This window comes from Streptomyces sp. NPDC005181 (assembly GCF_040608395.1).
Taxonomy (GTDB): Bacteria; Actinomycetota; Actinomycetes; order Streptomycetales; family Streptomycetaceae; genus Streptomyces.
In genome coordinates this window covers 1-21,080 of sequence record NZ_JBEXID010000007.1, presented here as the reverse complement: position 1 = coordinate 21,080, position 21,080 = coordinate 1, and the positions used below count along the sequence as shown (strand labels likewise).

The window sequence follows — 21,080 nt, the reverse complement described above, 5'->3', positions numbered from 1 at the left end:
GGGCCTCACCACCGTGCCCACCCCACCCCTCGCCGGATCCACCACCGGACCCGACGCCCTCCGCCCCCTCCTCGACACCGTCCTCACCGCACTCCAGGACGGAGCCCACCAACGAAACGGACCCATCCCCGCCGGCGGACCCGACACCACCACCCCCCGCATACACGCCGCCACCCACCCCGTCATCCCCGACCACGGCACCGGCCCCCACCAGGCCCTACGCACCCTCATCACCGCACTCACCCGAGGCTCCGCAGACCCCGCACACCCCCACTGCGCAGCCCACCTCCACACTCCGCCCCTCGCCCTCGCCACCGCGGCCGACCTCGCCGCCTCCGCCCTCAACCCCTCCATGGACTCCTGGGACCAGGCACCCGCTGCGTCAACCCTCGAAGCCGACACCACCACCGCACTCGCCCGCGAGATCTACCCCCACCACCCCCACCCCGACGCCCTCATCACCACCGGCGGCACCGAAGCCAACCAACTCGCCCTCCTCCTCGCCCGCGAACGCCACGGCCCCGTACAAACCATCTGCGCCACCAACGCCCACCACAGCATCAACCGCGCCGCCTGGCTCCTCGGCCTCCCCGAACCGCTCACCATCCCCGCCCCCACCGGCGTCATGGACCTCACCGCACTCGAAGAAACCCTCACCCGACACCACCACCAACGCCTCCTCGTCACCGCCACAGCAGGCACCACCGACACCGGCCAGATCGACCCCCTGGACGACATCGCAGACCTCTGCACCACCCACGGCGCCGAACTCCACATCGACGCCGCCTACGGCGGCCCCCTCCTCTTCAGCCCCACCCACCGCACCAAACTCCACGGCCTCCACCGCGCCCACAGCGTCACCCTCGACCTCCACAAACTCGGCTGGCAGCCCGCACCTGCAGGCATCCTCGCCGTCCCCGACCACCACCACCTCCAAGCCCTCCACCACCAAGCCCCCTACCTCAACGCCCACGACGACACCGAAGCCGGCCTCCCCGACCTCCTCGGCCGCTCCCTGCGCACCACCCGCCGACCCGACGCCCTCAAAATCGCCGTCACCCTCCAAGCCCTCGGCCGCACCGGACTCGCCGACCTCATCGACCGCACCATCAACACCGCCCACCACCTCGCCGACCTCATCACCCACACCCCCACCCTCGACCTCTACGCCCGCCCCACCATCACCACAGTCCTCTTCCGCCCCACCAACACCGACGACCACACCGTCGCCACCATCCGCCGCACCCTCCTCACCAACGGCCGAGCCGTCCTCGGCCGCGCCCACACCCACAACGGCCTCTGGCTCAAAGCCACCCTCCTCAACCCCCACACCACCCCCCACGACCTCCAAACCCTCCTCGACCACGTCACCCACCTCACCCACGACCTCAAGAAAGGCAACACACCCCGATGACCGACCGACCCACCCCCAGCCCCGACCAGCCACACGACCTCGTCGGCATCGGCATCGGCCCCTTCAACCTCTCCCTCGCCGCCCTCGCCCACGGCATCCCCGGCAACCCCCACCCCCTCGCCGCGACCTTCTACGAGCAACGCCCTGCCTTCCACTGGCACCCCGGCCTCCTCATCGACGGCGCCAGCCTCCAAGTCCCCTTCCTCGCCGACCTCGTCACCCTCGCCGACCCCGCAAGCCCCTGGACCTTCCTCAACTACCTACGCAGCCGCGACCGCCTCTTCCCCTTCTACTTCGCCGAGCGCTTCCACATCCAACGAGCCGAATACGACGCCTACTGCCGCTGGGTCACCGACCAACTCCCCGGACTCCACTTCAGCCACCAGGTCGACGCCGTCCGCTGGAACCCCGAACGCCAACTCTTCGAAGTCGACTTCACCCAACTCGACACCCACGGCGAAGCCGAAGCCCTCGGCCGCGCCTACACCCGCCACATCGCCCTCGGCATCGGCACCGAACCCTTCATCCCCGAACCCCTCAAACCCCTCGCCGACGCCGAATCCGTCCCCGTCATCCACTCCGCCGACTACCTCCACCACCGCCAACAACTCCTCGAAGCCGAACACATCACCGTCATCGGCTCCGGCCAGTCAGGCGCCGAAATCTTCCTCGACCTCCTCCGCGCACGCCCCACCGGACACGAAAAGCTCCACTGGCTCGCCCGCACCCACGCCTTCGCCCCCATGGAGTACTCCAAACTCGGCCTCGAACACTTCACCCCCGACTACAGCCGCTACTTCCACGCACTCCCCGAACACGTACGCGACGAACTCGTCCCCCACCAATGGCAACTCCACAAAGGCATCGACGCCGACACCATCGCCGCCATCCACGACGAGCTCTACCGCCGCACCCTCCACGGCGGCTGGCCCGACACCACCCTCACCCCCGGCGTCCACGTACGCACCGCAGGCCGCCTCGCCAACACTCGCGTCGAACTCCACCTCGAACACACCCAACAAGGCACCCGCACCCGCCTCACCACCGACGCAGTCGTCCTCGCCACCGGCTACCGCGAACGCCCCCTCGACCGCATCCTCACCGGCCTCGCCCCCCACATCCGCCGCGACACCGGCGGACGCCCCCGCATCGACGACCACTTCCGCCTCGAACTCGACCCCACCGTCACCGGCAACGTCTACGTACAGAACGCCGAACGCCACACCCACGGCGTCGGCGCCCCCGACCTCGGACTCGCCGCCTGGCGCAGCGCCACCATCCTCAACAACCTCACCGGCACCGACGCCTACCCCCTCCCACAACGCACCGCCTTCACCACCTTCGGCCTCACCCCCCAGCACACCCCCAAAATCCCCCACCAGTACCCCGGCCTCATCCCCCTCGTACAAGGCAACTGACCCATAGCACAAAACAGAAGCGGCCGCCTCCCGGAAAGGAGACGGCCGCTCGACCAAAGAACCCGCTAGAACACCGGCTTACCATCCCGCGTCAGCCGCCAGTCCACCGAAGCGAACTGCGTACCGTCCACCGAACCCTTCGCCTGCACCCACGCAATGATCGTGTTCCGGATCTCCTCCGAATTCGCCCACAACTGCTTCGCACCCGGCACATGCGGGAAATTACCGCCACCGCTCGCCCGATAATTGTTCACCGCCAGCACGAACTGAGCCGCCGGATCGATCGCCCGGCCCTCGAACGACAGATTCACAATCCGCGAACCATTCGGCTTCGCAATGTCGATGTCATACGTCAGACCCGACACCGCGTCATAGTTGTAGTCCGGCGTGTTGCCCGCATTCGTCAACTTCGCCGTATCCACCGGAGCATCAGCCGCCGTCTGCACGTAATACCGCGCCGAAAACTCCAGATAATCCTTGAGCTGCGCACCCGTCAACAACCGCGCCTCAAGCGTGTTCTCGAACGGATACAACCCCGCCGCATCCTTGATCGTCACATCACCGGCGGGAATCTGCGCCGTACGCGAGAAACACGACGCCTGCGACAGCACCGGAAGCGGCGCATACTCGCCACCAGCCAGAGCAGCCTTCACCGTCTCCGCCTGAACCACATTGATCAGATCAATGATCGGCTCGTCCTTCCACGCCGCCTCCGCCGTCGTCATCGACACCGTCGACGTACCGATCACCTGATTGACGTACGCCACAACCTTCTTGTGCTCGTCGGCCAGCAACCCAGTGATCTTCGGGTCCTCGGCCACCGCGTTGGAGTTCAGCACCTGAGAACCGGCACCCTCCACCACCCAGCGGCCCTTCTCCCACACCAGATCGAAGTCGAACAACGTCAACCGCTGCCCCCACTTCAACGGCTCGGAGAGCACCACCTTGTTACCCGTCTCCTTGTTCTCCACGAAGTACTCGGGGATCTCCAGGTGCGCATGACCGACAAGAATCGCATCGATACCCGGCACCTGCTCCGCCACCAGCGCCGCCGCATTCTCCACATACGGAACCTGATCACCGTACGACGACGTCCCGCTGGTCCCCGAATGCGCCGACACGATCACGACATCCGCCCCCATGGACCGAAGCCGCGGCACAAACTTCGCCGCCTGCTCCGCCAACCCCGGAAACACCATCTTGCCGCTGACATTCGCCTTGTCCCAGATCGCGATCCCCGGGTTCGTCAACCCAAGAATCGCCACCTTCACATCCGGACCGTGCGGCGTACGCATCCGCTTGATCACATACGGAGCGAACGCCGGCCTCAACGTCTTCGCATCCAGCGCATTCGCACCCAGCAGCGGAAAATCACACTGCTCCTCGAACTTCCGCAGCACCGGAATGCCGTAGTTGAACTCGTGGTTGCCCAGCGCCGCCGCGTCATACCCGATCGCGTTCATCGCCTGCGCCATCGGATGCACCGGACCACGCTTCGCCGTGATCGGATCGATCTTCGCGTAGTAGTACGACAGCTGCGTGCCCTGGATCGTGTCACCCGCATCGATCATCAGGGTGTTGTGACGGCCCTTCTCCGCACGGACCTGCTCCACCAGCGTCGAGATCTTCGCCAGACCCACATCGTTGTGCGCCTTGTCGTCGAACTCCTTGTCCGTGAAGTAGTCCCAGTTGAAGACATTCCCATGCAGATCGGTCGTACCCATCACCGTGAACGAATACCGCTTCGGCGGACGCCCATGACCACGACCGTGAGCCTCGGCAGGCACAGCCACACCCCCAGCCATCGCCACACCGGCGCCGGCCGCAGCCGATGTGCCCAGGAACGTCCTACGGTTCAGCGGCATCTCGTCTCCCACAGATCAGATCTCGCAGTACACAACGCGCGTAGATAATGACCCACCAGCCGCACCCGGCAACACCCCTCGCAGGTTTGTATCTGATGACCACACGTGTCACACCCCCGATGCGACAGTGGACCCATGACCCACACACCAGCCCCCTACGGCACCCCCGACCACCCACGCGTCGCCGTCCGCGGCGAAGCCCGCCTCGAAGTCGACCCCGAAACCGCCCACATCACCATCACCGTCACCGCCCGGGGCAAAGACCGCCGCACAGCCCTCGACGACCTCACCCGACGCAACGCCAACGTCCTCGAACTCGCACGCACCTACGGACAGGCCGTCGAAAAACTCGAAACCGGCGCCCTCTCCATCACCCCCGAACTCACCGCACGCGGACGCGACGAAAAAATCCGCGCCTACCACGGCCGCGTCCACATCACCGCCGTACTGGGCGACTTCACCGCACTCGGCGAACTCACCACCCGCATCGCCGACCTCGACATGACCCACATCAACGGCCCCCGATGGGCCCTGCGCCCCGACTCGCCCGCCCACAGCGAAGCCCGCCGCCAAGCCGTACGAGAAGCCCTCCAACGCGCCCGCGAATACGCCGACGCCCTCGACACCCACCTCACCGCCCTCCTCGAGCTCGCCGACCTCGGCGCCGAGAACACCGCCCCATTCCCACCCGTGCCCACCGCCCCCGGCAGCTTCCGCGGCCGCGCCGCATACGGCGGAGCAGAACCCGAAACACCCCCCGCCCTCGACCTCGAACCCCAACGACAGACCGTCTACGCCCAGGTGAACGCCCGCTTCACCATGGCACCCCCAAAACTCTGAACAGAATGCTCATCAGAGCGCCCCGGTGCACAATTCAACACTTGTCAATAACCCTTCACCCAAAGGTTGTTGAGTCGACACGCAGACCCAAATTGCTACCCGTAGGTAAGGTCTAGGCTCAAACCATGCGCCGAGCAAAAATCGTCTGCACCCTGGGTCCCGCCACCGATACATACGACCAGATCAAGGCACTCGTCGAAGCGGGAATGGACATCGCCCGCTTCAACCTCAGCCACGGCTCCTACGCCGAACACGAACAGCGCTACCGCCACGTACGCAAAGCCTCCGACGAAACCGGACGCAGCGTCGGCATCCTCGCCGACCTTCAAGGCCCGAAGATCCGCCTCGGCCGCTTCCGCGAAGGCCCCGTACTCCTTGAACGCGGCGACACCTTCACCATCACCGTCGAACCCACCGAAGGCGACCGCAACACCTGCGGCACCACCTACGAAGGCCTCCACACCGACGTCACCACCGGCGAACGCATCCTCGTCGACGACGGCCGCGTCACCCTCGAAGTCACCGGCGTCGACGGCCCCCGCGTCCACACCACCGTCATCGAAGGAGGCATGGTCTCCGACAACAAGGGCCTCAACCTCCCCGGCGTCGCCGTCTCCGTCCCCGCACTCTCCGACAAAGACATCGAAGACCTCCGCTGGGCCCTGCGCACCGGCGCCGACATCATCGCCCTCTCCTTCGTACGCAGCGGACAAGACATCGACGACGTCCACCGCATCATGGACGAAGAAGGCCGCCGCCTCCCCGTCATCGCCAAAGTCGAAAAGCCCCAGGCCGTCGAGAACATCGACGACATCGTCGCCGCATTCGACGGCATCATGGTCGCCCGCGGCGACCTCGGCGTCGAAATGCCCCTCGAACAAGTCCCGATCGTCCAGAAGCGCGCCATCAAACTCGCCAAGCGCAACGCCAAACCGGTCATCGTCGCCACCCAGATGCTCGAGTCGATGATCGACAACTCCCGGCCCACCCGCGCCGAAGCCTCCGACGTCGCCAACGCCGTCATCGACGGCACCGACGCGGTCATGCTCTCCGGCGAGACCAGCGTCGGCAAATACCCCATCGAAACGGTCCGCACGATGTCCCGCATCGTCGAGGCAGCCGAGGAAGACATCCTCGCCAAGGGCCTGCCCCCGCTCACCGACCGCAACAAGCCCCGCACCCAGGGCGGCGCGGTCGCCCGCGCAGCCGCCGAGATGGGCGACTTCCTCGGCGCGAAATTCCTCGTCGCCTTCACCCAGAGCGGCGACACCGTCAAGCGACTCTCGCGCTACCGCTCACCCATCCCACTCCTGGCCTTCACCCCGGACCCGGCCACCCGCTCCCAGTTGAACCTGACGTGGGGCGTCGAGACCTTCCTCGGCCCGCACGTCGACTCCACGGACGCGATGGTCGCCCAGGTCGACGAGGAACTCCTGCGGATCGGCCGCTGCGAAAAGGGCGACGTCGTGGTCATCACCGCCGGCTCCCCGCCCGGCGTCGCGGGATCGACGAACCTGGTGCGCGTGCACCACATCGGCGAGGACGACAACCCCAAGTAGATCGGTCGTCAGTGCTTCGGCCCGACGTGAGCGTCCATGAGCGCGACGGACGCCCGTCGGGCGACGGAGATGTTGTATTTCTTGCCCGCGCGCGTGCAGTGCTTCCACTCGACGCCCAGTTTGTCGAGGGTGTCGGTGTAGAGCTGCCTTATGTCGTCCGAGACGTTGGTGAACCAGTACCTCGGGTACTCGTAGCGCTTCCGCTCGCCACCGACGATGCGGGTTGTCCAGTTGGTGATCCGGCAGCCGTCGGAGTGGATGAGCCCCCGGATGAATGCCCGGGGATTCGCATCGACGATCATCTGCTGCCAGGGCTCCAGCGCGATCTCGCGTTCGTGCTTCTTCCCACGCCCGTGCTGGGGGAACAGGCAGAGAAGGTGCTTCGAGTAGACCTTGATGTTGTGGCATCCCGTTTTACGGACCCGGCAGGTGGCGTTGTCCGGAACACCTTGCGCATCGCCGCCTCGGCCTCGTCCTGAATGCCCGGCCACGAGTCGTCGAGAGTGATCATGAGGTTGGGCACTCGATGCTGCGAATACTGGTTTACATGGCCGTCACCCAGGTAGAGGCCCAGAAGATACGCATAAGCGGTTGCATCGAGATCGACGCCGTCACACCGATGGCACTTCGGGTTGTGTGACCCCGGGCACTCGCCCCGCTTGGAGCGATCAACATGGAGCCAGTAGGAGACGGTGCCGCGAGGCACATTCAGCTGACGTGCGACGTCCGCGCCTTTTGCGCCGGACCGGAGGAGGCTGAGCGCCTTCTGGCGCACTGCTATGCCGTGGAAGTTCACATGACCACCCTGTGTTACGACGTGTGGTCGTGAGTAGCAAAAAGCGGATGTTCACGAGAACGTGAACATCCGCTTTGCGTGACGGTGCCGGGTATGGGATTCGAACCCACATGTCCTTTCGGACAGAGGTGTTTGAGACCTCCGCGTCAGCCAGTTGCGCCAACCCGGCTTGCCAACCGGTCAGAAGTGTACCTGGTGACAGAAGCACGCAGCAGGTAGGTAGGCTGCCTCGCAGCAGCACCTGCCCTGAACGAGGAGCCCCGTGACCACGCCCGAGTCGCCCCAGCCCGTCGCCGACGACGACAAGTCGCACGTCCCGCCGCTGACGACCCGCGTCGTCATCGCCGAGGACGAGGCTCTCATCCGCCTCGACCTCAAAGAGATGCTGGAAGAAGAGGGCTACGCGGTCGTCGGCGAGGCCGGAGACGGCGAGAGGGCGGTCGAGCTCGCCCGGGAGCACCGGCCCGACCTCGTGATCCTCGATGTGAAGATGCCGATCCTCGACGGTATCTCCGCCGCAGAGCGCATCGCCGAGGAGTCCATCGCGCCCGTTCTGATGCTCACGGCGTTCTCGCAGCGCGACCTCGTGGAGCGGGCCCGGGATGCCGGGGCGATGGCGTATCTCGTGAAGCCGTTCAGCAAGAGCGACGTGGTGCCGGCCATCGAGATGGCCGTGTCGCGGTTCGCGGAGCTGAAGGCGCTGGAGTCCGAGGTCGCGGATCTTGCGCAGCGGTTGGAGACGCGGAAGCTGGTGGATCGGGCGAAGAGCATTCTGCAGACGGATTACGGGCTGTCGGAGCCGGCGGCGTTCCGGTGGATTCAGAAGACGTCGATGGATCGTCGGCTGTCGATGCAGCAGCTTGCAGAGGCGTTGATCGAGGATGCCGAGGAGAAGAAGCGGGCGGTGAAGGACGGCGCGTAGTCGCGTAGGTACGTACGGAAGAGGCCCGCACCCCGGTCGATCGGGGTGCGGGCCTCATCCGTATGGAGTGGTGCGGGTCAGTCCTCGCCGAGGTACGCCTTGCGGACGGACTCGTCGTGGAGGAGGTCCGCGCCGGTGCCGGAGAGGACGATGTTGCCGACCTCCATGACGTGGCCCTGGTCCGCGAGGGAGAGGGCCGCCTGGGCGTTCTGCTCGACGAGCAGGATCGTGGTGCCCGCCGCCTTGAGTTCGACGATGGTCTCCATGATCTTCTGCATCATGATCGGCGAGAGACCCATGGAGGGCTCGTCGAGCATGAGCAGCTTGGGCTGGGACATGAGTGCGCGTCCCATGGCGAGCATCTGCTGCTCGCCGCCGGAGAGGGTGCCTGCGGCCTGCTTCCTGCGCTCCCCGAGGATGGGGAAGAGGTCGTAGGCGCGCTGGATGTCCTTTTCGATTCCTTCCTTGTCGGAGCGCAGGAATGCTCCGAGTTGGAGGTTCTCGGTGATCGTCAGCCGGGGGAAGATGTGGCGTCCCTCGGGGGAGTGGGCGAGGCCCAGGGAGACGATCTTGTGGGCGGGGATGTTGGTGAGTGGTTTGCCCTCGAAGAGGATCTGGCCGCCGATGGGCTTGAGGAGGCCGGAGAGGGTGCGCAGGGTGGTGGTCTTGCCGGCGCCGTTGGTGCCGATGAGGGTGACGACCTGGCCGGCTTCGACGGTGAAGGAGATGCCTTTGACGGCTTCGATCTTGCCGTAGGCGACCTTGAGGTCTTCGACCTCGAGCAGTGCGGTCACTGGGCGTTTCCTTCCGTGCTGGTGTTGCTCTGTGCTCCGGAGGCTTCGGCGGCCTCGACTTCGGCGACTTCTTCGGCGCCGGGGGCGCCTTCGAAGGGGGTGCCGAGGTAGGCGGCGATGACGCGGTCGTCGCCCTGGACGACTTCCGAGGTTCCCTCGACGAGCTTTTCGCCTTGGACGAGGCAGGCGACGCGGTCGCACAGGTTGAAGATGAAGCGCATGTCGTGCTCGATGACGAGGACGGCGATGCCCTTGTCCCGGATGGCGAAGACGAGTTCTTCGGTGGTCCGGGTTTCTTGGGGGTTCATGCCGGCGGTGGGCTCGTCGAGGAGGAGGAGTCCGGGGTCGCTGGCGAGGGCGCGGGCGATCTCCAGCTTGCGCTGGTCTCCGTAGGGGAGGTTGCGCGCGAGGTGGTCGGCCTTGTCCTGGAGGCCGATGAACTCGAGGAGTTCCATGGCGCGTGCGTGGGATGCGGCTTCGGCTTTTTTGAAGCCGGGACCGCGCAGGAGGGCCGACCAGAGGCCTTCCTTGGTGCGGGTGTGGCGGCCGACGAGGACGTTTTCCAGGACGGTCATGTTGGCGAAGAGCCGGATGTTCTGGAAGGTGCGTGCCACGCCGGCTTTGGTGACCAGGTGTGGTTTGGGCGGGAGTACGGAGCCCTTGTAGCTGACGGTGCCCTCGGTGGGGACGTACAGCCCGGTGAGGCAGTTGAAGAAAGTGGTCTTGCCGGCGCCGTTGGGGCCGATGAGGCCGACGATTTCGCCTGCGTTGACGGTGAGGTCGACGTTGCGTACGGCGGTGAGTCCGCCGAATCGCATGGTGACTCCGGTGGCCTCAAGGACGGGGGTGCCGGGCTTGGGGGCGCCTTCGGTGATGGTGTCGGTGGTCATTTCGGCTGTCACGCCCCCGCCTTGGCGATGCCGGCGCCGGATTCTTCGGACTGCCGTGGTTCTGGTACGTCGATGGGGTCGTTCTCGTGGTATTCGAGTTGCTGTCGCTTGTTGGCGACGACTCCTTCGGGGCGGAAGCGCATCAGGAGGATGAGCGCGAGGCCGAAGAAGAGCAGCTGGTAGTCGTTGAGGAACTGCAGCTTGGTCGGGATGACGTACAGCAGTGTGGCGCCGAGCAGGGGTCCGGTGATGGTTCCCATGCCGCCGAGGATGACGGCGGCGAGGAGGAACGCGGAGCTGGGCGGTACGGGTCCGGCGAAGACGTACATTTCGGGGACGACGGTGTGCTGTACGTGGGCTTGTACGGTGCCGGCGAGGCCGGCGAGGGTGGCGCCGAGTGCGAAGGCGATGAGTTTGACGCGGAAGCCGTTGATGCCCATGGCGGTGGCGGCTGTTTCGTCTTCGCGGATGGCGACCCAGGCGCGGCCGATGCGGGAGTTGCCTGCGCGGGCGAAGATCGTGATGACGAGTGCCGTGCAGAGCAGCATCAGCCAGAAGTAGTTGGCGTAGGAGCCGAGGGTGAAGCCGCCGATGGTGTGTTCTGCGCCGAAGTCGTATCCGTAGAACTTGAGGTCGGGGATGTTGGGGACGCCGTTGGGGCCGTTGGTGACGCTGGGGCCGGAGGTGCCGTCGAGGTTGCCCATGGTGATTCGGAAGATTTCTCCGAAGCCGAGGGTGACGATGGCGAGGTAGTCGCCGCGCAGTCGCAGGGTGGGGGCGCCGATGAGGACGCCGAAGATCAGCGACGCGGCGGCGCCGGTGAGGGCGGCGGCCCAGAACGGGAAGGTGACGCCGAAGGTTGAGGCGGTCGATCCGGAGACGAGGGCGGCGGTGTAGGCGCCTACGCCGAGGAAGGCGACGTATCCGAGGTCGAGCAGTCCGGCGAGGCCGACGACGACGTTGAGGCCGAGGGCGACGGTCGCGAAGATCAGGATGCTGACGGCGAGGAGGGTGAACTCGTCGGTGTTCTGGGTGAACGGGAAGGCCGCGGCTGCCGCGAAGGCGGCGATGACGGTGACCTTGCGGTGTTCGGTGGTGAGTGCCTTGAGGCGGGCGCTCAGTCCGGAGCGGGAGAGCGTGGCGACGCCGAAGGTGGCGAGGATCAGGAAGCCGACGAACAGTTCGCTTTCGGCCTGGAGTCCGTAGGAGGCGACGAACAGGCCGATGGCGAATGCGGCGGCGATGACGAGGATTTGGGCCCAGGAGGGGAGTGCCTTGGGCCGGGCGAGCTTGGTGCCGCCGATGCCGAAGACCGCGGCGAGTGCTTTCTTGAGGCCGCTGCTGGCGGGGTCGGTGTCGCGGTGGAGCGGCAGTCCGAGTGCGGCGAGCAGGGTGATGAGGGAGGCTGCCGCGGCGACGAATCCGCCGGGTTCCAGGTTGGCGATGCCGCCGAGTTCCTGGGCGATGGCGATGACGGTGTACCAGGTGGTGCCGAAGGTGCCGAGTGTGATGAGCAGCAGGGCGTTGTTGCTGCCTGCGGGGTTGAGCCAGCCGAGGCCGCGTACGCCGTGGCCTGCGAGGGCGAACAGCAGGGTGAGTGCGGCGCCGACGAGGGTGAGGACCTGGAGGCCGCCGGGGTAGCCGGTGACGGTGAGGTTGCCGGGGAATTCGTCGGTCCAGGTCCAGGCGAGGAAGGTGCTCGCGAGGGTGGCGATGGCTCCGACGGTGGTGGCGAGTCGTGCGCCGGCCTCGGGGAGCGGGATGACGGGGGTGGTCTCGTGAGTGTTTGTCATGGGTATCACGCCCTGTCCGCGACACGTTCGCCGAGCAGGCCTTGTGGCCTGACCAGGAGGACGACGATGAGCAGGGCGAATGCCCAGACGTTGGCCCAGGCTCCGCCGCCGAGCTTGTCCATCCCGGGGATGTCCTGGATGTACTGGATGGAGAGGGCTTCGGCGAGGCCGAGTACGACGCCGCCGAGCATGGCGCCGTAGATGTTGCCGATGCCGCCGAGGACGGCTGCGGTGAAGGCCTTGAGGCCGGCGATGAAGCCCATCTCGTAGTTGATCTGGCCGTACTTGAGGCCGGAGGAGACCGCTGCGACCGCGGCGAAGGCGGCGCCGATGGCGAAGGCCATCACGATGATGCGGTTGGTGTTGATGCCCATGAGCTGGGCGGTGTCGGGGTCCTGTGCGGTGGCCTGCATGGCGCGGCCGGAGCGGCTCTTGGCGACGAAGACGCCGAGGGCCAGCATGCACAGGGGTGCGGCGACGAGGAGGAAGAGGTCTGCGCGCTGGATCTGCAGGTTGTCGGTGATCTTGAAGGCGTCGCCGGTGAATTCGGGGAAGCTGCGGGCCTTCTTGGCGTCGGGGTAGAAGCCCCAGACGATCTGCTGCAGTGCGATGGAGAGACCGATTGCGGTGATCAGCGGGGCCAGGCGGGGCGCGGTGCGCAGTGGCCGATAGGCGAATCTTTCGGCGGCGGTGGCGATGGCCACCGAGGCTATGACGCCGCCGATGAGCATGAGCGGGATGGCCATCCACAGGGCTGTTCCGCTGGGAAGCCAGAGGTAGATGGTGAGGGCGCCGAAGCCCCCGATCATGAAGATCTCGCCGTGGGCGAAGTTGATGAGCTGGACGATCCCGTACACCATGGTGTAGCCGATGGCGATAAGGCCATAGAGGGCACCGAGGGTCAGGCCGTTGGCCAGCGTTTGCGGCAGTTCGTGCACCGCAGGCCTCCGATAAGCGTGTCGGATATGACACCGCGCGAGGGCGCTGTTTGCGCCCTCGCGCGGTCTGGTTCAAGTAGTGCGGGTCGTGCCGGGTGTTGCGGTGGTCAGTCCTTGAAGGTCTCGCTCTTCACGGACACCCACTCGCCGCCCTTGACCTCGTACACGGTGAGCTGCTTGTTGGTGGTGTCGCCGTACTGGTCGAAGGCGACCGTGCCGGTCACGCCGTCGAAGGAGACCTTGGCCATGGCCGCGGTGATCTTGGCGCGGGCGTCGTCGGGCAGCTTGCCGTCGTTGTCGGCGACGACGGACTTGACCGCCTGGATGATGGACCAGGCGGCGTCGTAGGAGTAGCCGCCGTAGGCCGCGTAGGGGTCCTTGTAGCCGGCTGCGGAGTAGTCGGCGATGAACTTCTTGGCGGTGTCGAGCTGCTCGACCGGGTAGCCGACCGAGGTGGCGAGGTCACCGTCGTTGGCGACGCCGGACGCCGAGATGAAGGCGGGGTCGAAGATGCCGTCGCCACCCATGGCGGGGATCTTTGCTCCGGCCTTCTTGACCTGGTCGGAGAGGAGGCCGCCCTCGGGGTACTGGCCGCCGAAGTAGACGGAGTCGGCGCCGGAGTTCTTGATCTTGTCGGCGGTGCTGGAGAAGTCGGTCTCCTTCACCGTGATGTGGTCGGTGCCGACGACCTTGCCGCCCAGGCGCTCGAACTCCTTGGAGAAGATGGCCGCGAGGCCGGCGCCGTAGGTCTGCTTGTCGTCGACGACGTAGACCTTCCGCTTCTTCGCGTCGTTGTAGTAGTACTGCGCGGCGAAGCGGCCCTGGATGACGTCCGTGGTGGCCGTACGGAAGTAGGTGTCGAAGGGGCGCTTGAGGTCGCCGGTGGCCCAGTTGTCGCCCTGGCTGAGCGCCGGGTTGGTGTTGGCCGGCGAGACCTGGGTGAGGTGGGCCTTGGCGAAGTCGCTCTGCATCGACTGCGATACACCGGAGTTCAGCGGGCCGACGACGCCGAGGACGTCCTTGTTGGCGACGAGCGTCACGGCGTTCTGGTGGCCGGTGGCCGGTACGGCCTGGTCGTCCAGCTCCTGGATCTTGAAGGTGACGCCGGGGACTTCTTTGTTCTTGTTCGCCGTCTTGGCGGCGAGGTCCACGGAGTTCTTGATGCCCTGGCCGAGGGCGGAGAGCGAGCCCGTGAGCGGGGCGTCCACGCCGATGATCACGGTGGTGTTCTTGTCGCTGCTCTTGTTGTCGTCGCGCGAACCGCAGGCGGTCAAGGTAAGAGCACCGGTGGTCATCACAGCGGTGAGAATGAGCAAGGAACGGTGTCGCACGGTGAATCCTTTCCCAGGCGCGGCCCCCTCTGCTGAGGTGCCGTTGCACTCGCCGGGCCGTGCTGGTGCGTGGAAGCGCCGCGATCTCAGTCGCGCCCGGCGGAGCGGTGACTGGCCGTGACTCTAGGCGCAGGTGGCGGGGTCGGGGATGGGTCGGCGGAGGATGTGACTGTCTTGTTATGACGTTGAGGAAGGCTTGAGGTGGCTGTGGTGACATGTACGGCTATTTACTGGACGGTGAAGTGACCGCATGCTGAGAACGCGCAGCTCTGCTAAGGCGCTTGAAGCGATCTTGGTGCTGTCGCGTCGCGGGGGGCGGTGAGGGCGCGACGAAGTGCCCGGCGGCCGCGGGGCCGGGTCCTGTGTGCCGCCCGGCGGTGCCCGGGTATTGCGCGCTTGTTACGCAGTGTTACGCCGGAGGGTGGTGCGGTCCACGCCCCGTGGTGTCCATGGGGTGCGTGCGGCTGTTGAGTGGGTCATACAACGGGTCGCGCGGTCAAGAGCGTTGGGGGTGGAAGTCGCTCAACGCTCGTTCCTGTGCGGGTGGTTATGGGTGGATACGGCTCTGCCCGGCCGGGTTTGCGGTCCGGGCCGGGCAGAGGTGTGGCGGGGTGCCGGTGCGTCAGGCGGCGGCGGGCTTGGGGGCGTCGCGGAGCATGCAGGTGAGGCGGGCGGTGCAGACGCGCTTGTCCTGTTCGTCGGTGATGACGATCTCGTACGTGGCGGTGGAGCGGCCACGGTGTACGGGGGTCGCGACGCCGGTGACGAGTCCGCTCCGTGCCCCTCGGTGATGGGTGCAGTTCAGGTCGACGCCGACGGCGAGCTTGGTGGCGCCGCCGTGGAGCATGCTGCCGACGGAGCCGAGGGTTTCGGCGAGGACGGCGGAGGCGCCGCCGTGCAGGAGTCCGTAGGGCTGGGTGTTGCCTTCGACGGGCATGGTGCCGACGACGCGGTCCGCGGAGGCTTCGACGATCTGGACGCCCATGCGTTCGCCGAGGTGGCCGGCGGAGAAGAGGGCGGGCAGGTCGACGCCGAGTGCGGCGTACTCGTCGATGATCTCCTGGGGGAACTTGGGTGCGGTGTGCTCGCCCATGGGGTCCGGCTCCGATCGTCTGCGGTGGTTCATCGTTCTATTGCTGTGTGCATCGTTCTTATCAGACGACTGAGCGAACGCTTAGTGGGTTGGGTGTGCGGATTCTCTCCTGGATGCCCTGCTCCCGGATGCCCTGCTCGCGGACGCCGGCGCCCGGATGTTCCGCTCCCGGACGTCTACCCCTTGATGTTCTCGAAGCGGATGACGACGGACTTGCTCGCGGGGGTGTTGCTGGTGTCGGCGGTGGAGTCGAGGGGGACCAGGACATTGGTCTCGGGATAGTAGGCGGCGGCGCAGCCGCGGGCGGTGGGGTAGTGGACGATGCGGAAGCCGGGTGCGCGGCGTTCGGTGCCGTCCTTCCATTCGCTGACGAGGTCGGTGTACGCGCCGTCGGCGAGGCCGAGGGTGCGGGCGTCGTCGGGGTTGATCATGACGACGCGGCGGCCGCCCTTGATGCCGCGGTAGCGGTCGTCGAGGCCGTAGATCGTGGTGTTGTACTGGTCGTGGGAGCGCAGGGTCTGCAGCAGCAGCCGGCCCTCGGGGAGTTCGGGGTATTCGACGGGGGCCGCGGTGAAGTTGGCCTTGCCGGTGGCGGTGGGGAAGCGGCGGGAGTCGCGCGGTGGGTGCGGGAGGGTGAATCCGCCGGGGTGGGCGACGCGGGCGTTGAAGTTCTCGAAGCCGGGGACGACGCGGGAGATGCGGTCGCGGATCGTGGCGTAGTCCTTCTCGAACTCTTCCCAGTTGGTGGTGGATTCGGGGCCGAGGACGGCGCGGGCGAGACGGGCGACGATGGCGGGCTCGGAGAGCAGGTGGGGGCTTGCGGGGGTGAGGTTGCCGCGTGAGGCGTGGACCATGCTCATGGAGTCCTCTACGGTCACGAACTGCTTGCCGCTCGCCTGGATGTCCTTGTCGGTGCGGCCGAGGGTGGGCAGGATCAGGGCGCGGCGGCCGGTGACGGCGTGCGAGCGGTTGAGCTTCGTGGAGACGTGGACGGTGAGGCGGGCGCGGTGCATGGCGGCTTCGGTGACGTGGGTGTCGGGGGTGGCTGCGACGAAATTGCCGCCCATCGCGAAGAAGACCTTTGCGTCGCCGTCGCGCAGGGCCTGGATGGACCGGACGACGTCGTAGCCGTGGTGGCGCGGTGAGGTGATGCCGAATTCCTTGTCGAGGGCGTCGAGGAATGCGGACGAGGGGCGTTCGAAGATGCCCATGGTGCGGTCGCCCTGGACGTTGGAGTGGCCGCGGACGGGGCAGACCCCGGCGCCGGGGCGGCCGATGTTGCCGCGCAGCAGAAGGAAGTTGACGACTTCGCGGATGGTGACCACGGAGTGTTTGTGCTGGGTGAGGCCCATGGCCCAGCACACGATGGTGCGCTTCGAGGCGAGGATCATGGTGAGGGCCTGCTCGATGGTGGCGCGGTCGAGGCCGGTGGCGGTGAGGGTCTCGTCCCAGTCGGCGGCGCGGGCGGCGGCCGCGAACTCTTCGTAGCCGTGGGTGTGTTCGGCCACGAATGTGTCGTCGACGGCGCCTTCGGTCTCCAGGATCATCTTGTTGAGGAGCCGGAAGAGAGCCTGGTCGCCGCCGATGCGGATCTGCAGGAACAGGTCGTTGAGTGCGGTGCCCTTGATCATGCCGTGGGGTGTCTGGGGGTTCTTGAACCGTTCCAGTCCGGCTTCGGGCAGCGGGTTCACCGAGATGATCCTGGCGCCTGCGGCCTTGGCCTTCTCCAGGGCGGAGAGCATCCGGGGGTGGTTGGTGCCGGGGTTCTGCCCGGCGACGATGATCAGGTCGGCATGGTGGAGGTCTTCGAGGGAGACGCTGCCCTTGCCGACGCCGATGGTTTCCGTGAGTGCGGAGCCGGAGGACTCGTGGCACATGTTGGAGCAGTCCGGCAGGTTGTTGGTGCCGAATTCGCGGGCGAACAGCTGCAGCAGGAACGCGGCCTCGTTGCTGGTGCGGCCGGAGGTGTAGAAGAGCGCCTCGTCGGGGGAGTCGAGGGCGCGCAGCTCCTCGGCGATGATGTCGAAGGCGCGTTCCCAGGTCACCGCTTCGTACCGGTCGGCGCCTTCGGGCAGGTACATCGGCTGGGTGATGCGGCCCTGCTGGCCGAGCCAGTACCCGCTGCGGCCTGCGAGGTCGGCGACGGGGTGTGCGGCGAAGAAGTCCGGGGTGACACGGCGCAGGGTCGCTTCTTCGGCGACGGCCTTGGCGCCGTTCTCGCAGAATTCGGCGGTGTGCCGTTTGTCGCCTTCGGGCCAGGCGCAGCCGGGGCAGTCGAAGCCGTCCTTCTGGTTGACCTTGAGGAGGGTCTGGGCGGTGCGGCGGATGCCCATCTGCTGCTGGGCGATGCGCAGGCTGTGGGCGACGGCGGGAATTCCGGCGGCGGCATGCTGGGCCGGTTCGACGTTCGGTGCGTCCTGAACCGGGTCACCGGTGGGCGGCTTGGTGGCCATTGCGCTCCCCTTTGAGCCAGCTGCGAACCTGCGCGGTGTCGCTGCATGCGTTCCTGTGGTTGTTCCTGTCTTCGATCGTGTCACGCGGCGCGGGGCGTGTGACGGGCGAGTGGTGTGCGGTCCGGATTGTCAGTGGTCCGTGGCAGGATCGGGGGCGTGGCTGAGACGGCATCGAAGAAGACGGCAGACAACCGACCGCGCCTGCTCCTGATGGACGGGCACTCCCTGGCGTACCGGGCGTTCTTTGCGCTCCCTGCGGAGAATTTCACGACGGGGGCGGGACAGCCGACGAATGCGGTGTACGGCTTCGCGTCGATGCTGGCGAACACGTTGCGTGATGAGGCGCCCACGCATTTCGCGGTGGCGTTCGACGTTTCGCGCAAGACGTGGCGGTCGCAGGAGTTCCCTGAGTACAAGGCGAATCGTTCGAAGACTCCGGACGAGTTCAAGGGGCAGGTCGAGCTGATCGGCGAGCTGCTGGATGCGATGCATGCCGATCGTTTCGCGGTCGATGGTTTCGAGGCGGACGATGTGATCGCCACGCTGGCGACGCAGGCGGAGGCGGCCGGGTTCGAGGTGCTGATCGTCACCGGTGACCGGGATTCGTTCCAGCTGATCACGGACAACGTCACGGTGCTGTACCCGACGAAGGGTGTCTCGGAGCTGACGCGGTTCACGCCGGAGAAGGTCGAGGAGAAGTACGGGCTGACCCCGCAGCAGTACCCGGACTTCGCGGCGCTGCGCGGGGACCCGTCGGACAATCTGCCGGGCATTCCGGGCGTCGGGGAGAAGACGGCGGCGAAGTGGATCAACCAGTTCGGGTCGTTCGACGACCTCGTCGCGCGTGCGGACGAGGTCAAGGGGAAGGCCGGGCAGAATTTTCGGGACCACCTGGAGTCCGTGAAGCTGAACCGGCGGCTGACCGAGATGGTCCGTGACGTGGAGCTGTCGAAGACTGCGCAGGACCTGGAGCGCGCGCCGTACGACCGCTCGGCGGTCACGGGTGTGCTGGATGTGCTGGAGATCCGTAACCCGAGCCTGCGCGAGCGGCTGCTCGCCGTGGACCCGGGGGCTGCGGAGGACGAGGCTCCGGCGCCTGCTGCGGGCATCGAGCTGGACGGTGCTGTGCTGGCTGCGGGCGAGCTCGCACCGTGGCTGGCCGAGCACGGCGGGCAGCCGCTGGGTGTTGCCACGGTCGACGCGTGGGCGCTGGGCGTCGGCAGTGTTGCGGAGATCGCGCTGGCCGCGGCCGACGGGGCGGCGGCGTGGTTCGACCCGGCGCGGCTCGACGAGGCGGACGAGCGGGCGTTCGCGGCGTGGATCGCGGACGCCGGGCAGCCGAAGGTCATGCACAACGCGAAGAGTGCGATGCGGGTGTTCCCCGAGCACGGCTGGCAGGTCGAGGGCGTCACGATGGACACGGCGCTGGCTGCCTATCTGGTCAAGCCCGGCCGCCGTTCGTTCGCGCTGGACGCGCTGTCGGTGGAGTACCTGGGCCGGGAGCTGGCCCCCGCGGCGGCGGACGGGCAGCTGGCGTTCGGCGCGGACGACCAGGCGGAGGCCGATGCGCTGATGGCGCAGGCCCGTGCGGTCCTGGACCTCGGGGAGGCGTTCACCGCCCGGCTGAAGGAGGTCGGTGCGGCCGAGCTGCTCCACGACATGGAGCTGCCGACGTCTGTGCTGCTGGCCCGCCTGGAGCGGCACGGCATCGCGGCCGACCGGGAGCATCTCGAATCGTTGGAACAGCAGTTCGCCGGCGCCGTGCAGCAGGCGGTGAAGGAGGCGCACGGGGCGGTGGGCCGCGAGTTCAACCTGGGCTCGCCCAAGCAGCTGCAGGAGGTCCTCTTCGGTGAGCTGGGCCTGCCCAGGACGAAGAAGACGAAGACCGGTTACACGACGGACGCGGACGCGCTGGCGTGGCTGGCCGCGCAGACGGAGCACGAGCTGCCGGTCATCATGCTGCGCCACCGCGAGCAGGCGAAGCTGCGGGTCACGGTCGAGGGCCTGGTCAAGACGATCGCGGCGGACGGCCGTATCCACACCACGTTCAACCAGACGGTGGCGGCGACCGGCCGGCTCTCGTCGACCGATCCCAATCTGCAGAACATTCCGGTCCGCACCGACGAGGGCCGGGCGATCCGGCGCGGCTTCGTCGTCGGCGACGGGTTCGAGACGCTGATGACGGCCGACTACAGCCAGATCGAACTGCGGGTGATGGCCCACCTGTCGGAGGACGCGGGCCTGATCGAGGCATTCACGTCCGGCGAGGATCTGCACACCACGGTCGCGTCGCAGGTCTTCGGCGTCGACAAGTCCGCCGTCGACCCGGAGATGCGCCGCAAGATCAAGGCCATGAGTTACGGACTGGCGTACGGCCTCTCCGCGTTCGGTCTCTCGCAGCAGCTGAACATCGAGGCGGGCGAGGCACGCGGCCTGATGGACACGTACTTCGAGCGGTTCGGCGGCGTCCGTGACTATCTGCACCGGGTAGTGGAGGAGGCCCGGGCCACCGGCTACACGGAGACGGTCTTCGGCCGCCGCCGCTATCTCCCGGATCTGAACAGCGACAACCGGCAGCGACGCGAGACGGCCGAGCGGATGGCGCTCAACGCACCGATCCAGGGCACGGCGGCGGACATCGTCAAGGTCGCCATGCTCCACGTCGACCGGGCGCTGACCGAGGCGAAGCTGAAGTCGCGGATGCTGCTCCAGGTCCACGACGAAATCGTGCTGGAGATCGCCAAGGGCGAGCGCAAGCAGGTCGAGGAGATCCTGCGCCACGAGATGTCGACGGCGGTGCAGTTGCGTGCCCCGCTCGATGTCTCGGTCGGTGTCGGCGCGGACTGGGAGTCCGCGGCGCACTGACACGGCAGTGACGCGGCGCCCGCACGGGCGGAGGGGTGTCCGGCCCGATCGGCCGGCGACCACAAGTATTGTTTTTTTGTGTTTTTTTTTGTGTTTGGGTGGGGCGATG

General features: G+C 66.9%; 14 protein-coding genes, 1 tRNA gene and 1 pseudogene. 6 read left to right on the top strand and 10 right to left on the bottom strand.

The annotated features are described in order from the left end of the window. Positions 1-13 precede the first annotated feature (13 nt). Together ABZV38_RS06980 and ABZV38_RS06975 are read left to right on the top strand one after the other, a co-directional pair. Complete coding sequence (locus tag ABZV38_RS06980; protein WP_356325641.1) at positions 14-1,414, top strand: aminotransferase class V-fold PLP-dependent enzyme; 1,401 nt, start codon at positions 14-16, stop codon at positions 1,412-1,414. Beyond that, a complete protein-coding gene (locus ABZV38_RS06975; protein ID WP_356325347.1) occupies positions 1,411-2,832 on the top strand; it encodes a SidA/IucD/PvdA family monooxygenase in 1,422 nt (473 codons plus the stop codon). Before ABZV38_RS06980 ends, ABZV38_RS06975 begins: the two co-directional genes overlap by 4 nt. Positions 2,833-2,897: 65 nt before the next feature. Here the strand turns inward: ABZV38_RS06975 and ABZV38_RS06970 are convergent, their stop codons facing one another. Further along, a complete protein-coding gene (locus ABZV38_RS06970) occupies positions 2,898-4,697 on the bottom strand; it encodes a 5'-nucleotidase C-terminal domain-containing protein (protein ID WP_356325345.1) in 1,800 nt (599 codons plus the stop codon). Positions 4,698-4,832: 135 nt separating this feature from the next. Here ABZV38_RS06970 and ABZV38_RS06965 point away from each other — a divergent pair, with 135 nt between their 5' ends. Together ABZV38_RS06965 and pyk are read left to right on the top strand one after the other, a co-directional pair. After that, positions 4,833-5,537, top strand: coding sequence for an SIMPL domain-containing protein (locus ABZV38_RS06965; RefSeq protein WP_356325343.1), 705 nt, complete (start codon positions 4,833-4,835; stop codon positions 5,535-5,537). A gap of 125 nt (positions 5,538-5,662) precedes the next feature. Then, positions 5,663-7,096, top strand: coding sequence for a pyruvate kinase (gene pyk / locus ABZV38_RS06960; RefSeq protein WP_356325341.1), 1,434 nt, complete (start codon positions 5,663-5,665; stop codon positions 7,094-7,096). Positions 7,097-7,104: 8 nt separating this feature from the next. On the opposite strand, the pseudogene ABZV38_RS06955 reads toward pyk, so the two are convergent. Both ABZV38_RS06955 and ABZV38_RS06950 read right to left on the bottom strand, forming a co-directional pair. Beyond that, positions 7,105-7,892 (bottom strand): annotated as a pseudogene (locus tag ABZV38_RS06955) (helix-turn-helix domain-containing protein). A gap of 85 nt (positions 7,893-7,977) precedes the next feature. Further along, positions 7,978-8,061, bottom strand: a tRNA-Leu gene (locus tag ABZV38_RS06950). A gap of 93 nt (positions 8,062-8,154) precedes the next feature. Here ABZV38_RS06950 and ABZV38_RS06945 point away from each other — a divergent pair. Next, positions 8,155-8,814 carry a response regulator gene (locus tag ABZV38_RS06945; RefSeq protein WP_356325339.1) on the top strand — a complete coding sequence of 220 codons (660 nt, stop codon included), beginning with the start codon at positions 8,155-8,157 and terminating at the stop codon, positions 8,812-8,814. Positions 8,815-8,891: 77 nt separating this feature from the next. Here ABZV38_RS06945 and ABZV38_RS06940 read toward each other — a convergent pair whose 3' ends face one another. The 7 genes from ABZV38_RS06940 to ABZV38_RS06910 all read right to left on the bottom strand — a co-directional run bounded on the left by ABZV38_RS06940 (position 8,892) and on the right by ABZV38_RS06910 (position 18,106). Then, on the bottom strand, positions 8,892-9,608 hold the full coding sequence (locus ABZV38_RS06940; protein ID WP_356325337.1) for an ABC transporter ATP-binding protein: 717 nt from the start codon (positions 9,606-9,608) through the stop codon (positions 8,892-8,894). Next, a complete protein-coding gene (locus ABZV38_RS06935) occupies positions 9,605-10,498 on the bottom strand; it encodes an ABC transporter ATP-binding protein (protein WP_356325638.1) in 894 nt (297 codons plus the stop codon). The genes ABZV38_RS06940 and ABZV38_RS06935 overlap by 4 nt, the downstream gene beginning before the upstream one ends. Before the next feature lie 8 nt (positions 10,499-10,506). Then, on the bottom strand, positions 10,507-12,291 hold the full coding sequence (locus ABZV38_RS06930; protein ID WP_356325335.1) for a branched-chain amino acid ABC transporter permease: 1,785 nt from the start codon (positions 12,289-12,291) through the stop codon (positions 10,507-10,509). Between the two features lie 5 nt (positions 12,292-12,296). Further along, on the bottom strand, positions 12,297-13,229 hold the full coding sequence (locus ABZV38_RS06925; RefSeq protein ID WP_356325333.1) for a branched-chain amino acid ABC transporter permease: 933 nt from the start codon (positions 13,227-13,229) through the stop codon (positions 12,297-12,299). Between the two features lie 107 nt (positions 13,230-13,336). Further along, a complete protein-coding gene (locus ABZV38_RS06920; protein ID WP_356325331.1) occupies positions 13,337-14,560 on the bottom strand; it encodes a branched-chain amino acid ABC transporter substrate-binding protein in 1,224 nt (407 codons plus the stop codon). A gap of 622 nt (positions 14,561-15,182) precedes the next feature. Continuing rightward, entirely contained in the window at positions 15,183-15,653 is a 471-nt protein-coding gene (locus tag ABZV38_RS06915) for a hotdog fold thioesterase (RefSeq protein WP_326603079.1), read from the bottom strand. Positions 15,654-15,829: 176 nt separating this feature from the next. Beyond that, positions 15,830-18,106 (bottom strand): FdhF/YdeP family oxidoreductase, encoded by a 2,277-nt coding sequence (locus ABZV38_RS06910; RefSeq protein ID WP_356325329.1) that lies wholly within the window; start codon positions 18,104-18,106, stop codon positions 15,830-15,832. 156 nt (positions 18,107-18,262) lie between these two features. Here ABZV38_RS06910 and polA point away from each other — a divergent pair, with 156 nt between their 5' ends. After that, positions 18,263-20,971: a DNA polymerase I gene (polA, locus tag ABZV38_RS06905; RefSeq protein ID WP_356325328.1), complete on the top strand. Its 2,709-nt coding sequence runs from the start codon at positions 18,263-18,265 to the stop codon at positions 20,969-20,971. Positions 20,972-21,080: the final 109 nt, after the last annotated feature.

What these genes read in the sequence shown, in the direction of transcription:
- ABZV38_RS06965 (WP_356325343.1), top strand. Translation starts at nt 4,833, where the DNA reads ATGACCCACACACCAGCCCCCTACGGCACCCCCGACCACCCACGCGTC.
- ABZV38_RS06970 (WP_356325345.1), bottom strand. Translation starts at nt 4,697, where the DNA reads ATGCCGCTGAACCGTAGGACGTTCCTGGGCACATCGGCTGCGGCCGGC.
- ABZV38_RS06935 (WP_356325638.1), bottom strand. Translation starts at nt 10,498, where the DNA reads ATGACCACCGACACCATCACCGAAGGCGCCCCCAAGCCCGGCACCCCC.
- pyk (WP_356325341.1), top strand. Translation starts at nt 5,663, where the DNA reads ATGCGCCGAGCAAAAATCGTCTGCACCCTGGGTCCCGCCACCGATACA.
- ABZV38_RS06910 (WP_356325329.1), bottom strand. Translation starts at nt 18,106, where the DNA reads ATGGCCACCAAGCCGCCCACCGGTGACCCGGTTCAGGACGCACCGAAC.
- ABZV38_RS06930 (WP_356325335.1), bottom strand. Translation starts at nt 12,291, where the DNA reads ATGACAAACACTCACGAGACCACCCCCGTCATCCCGCTCCCCGAGGCC.
- ABZV38_RS06975 (WP_356325347.1), top strand. Translation starts at nt 1,411, where the DNA reads ATGACCGACCGACCCACCCCCAGCCCCGACCAGCCACACGACCTCGTC.
- ABZV38_RS06915 (WP_326603079.1), bottom strand. Translation starts at nt 15,653, where the DNA reads ATGGGCGAGCACACCGCACCCAAGTTCCCCCAGGAGATCATCGACGAG.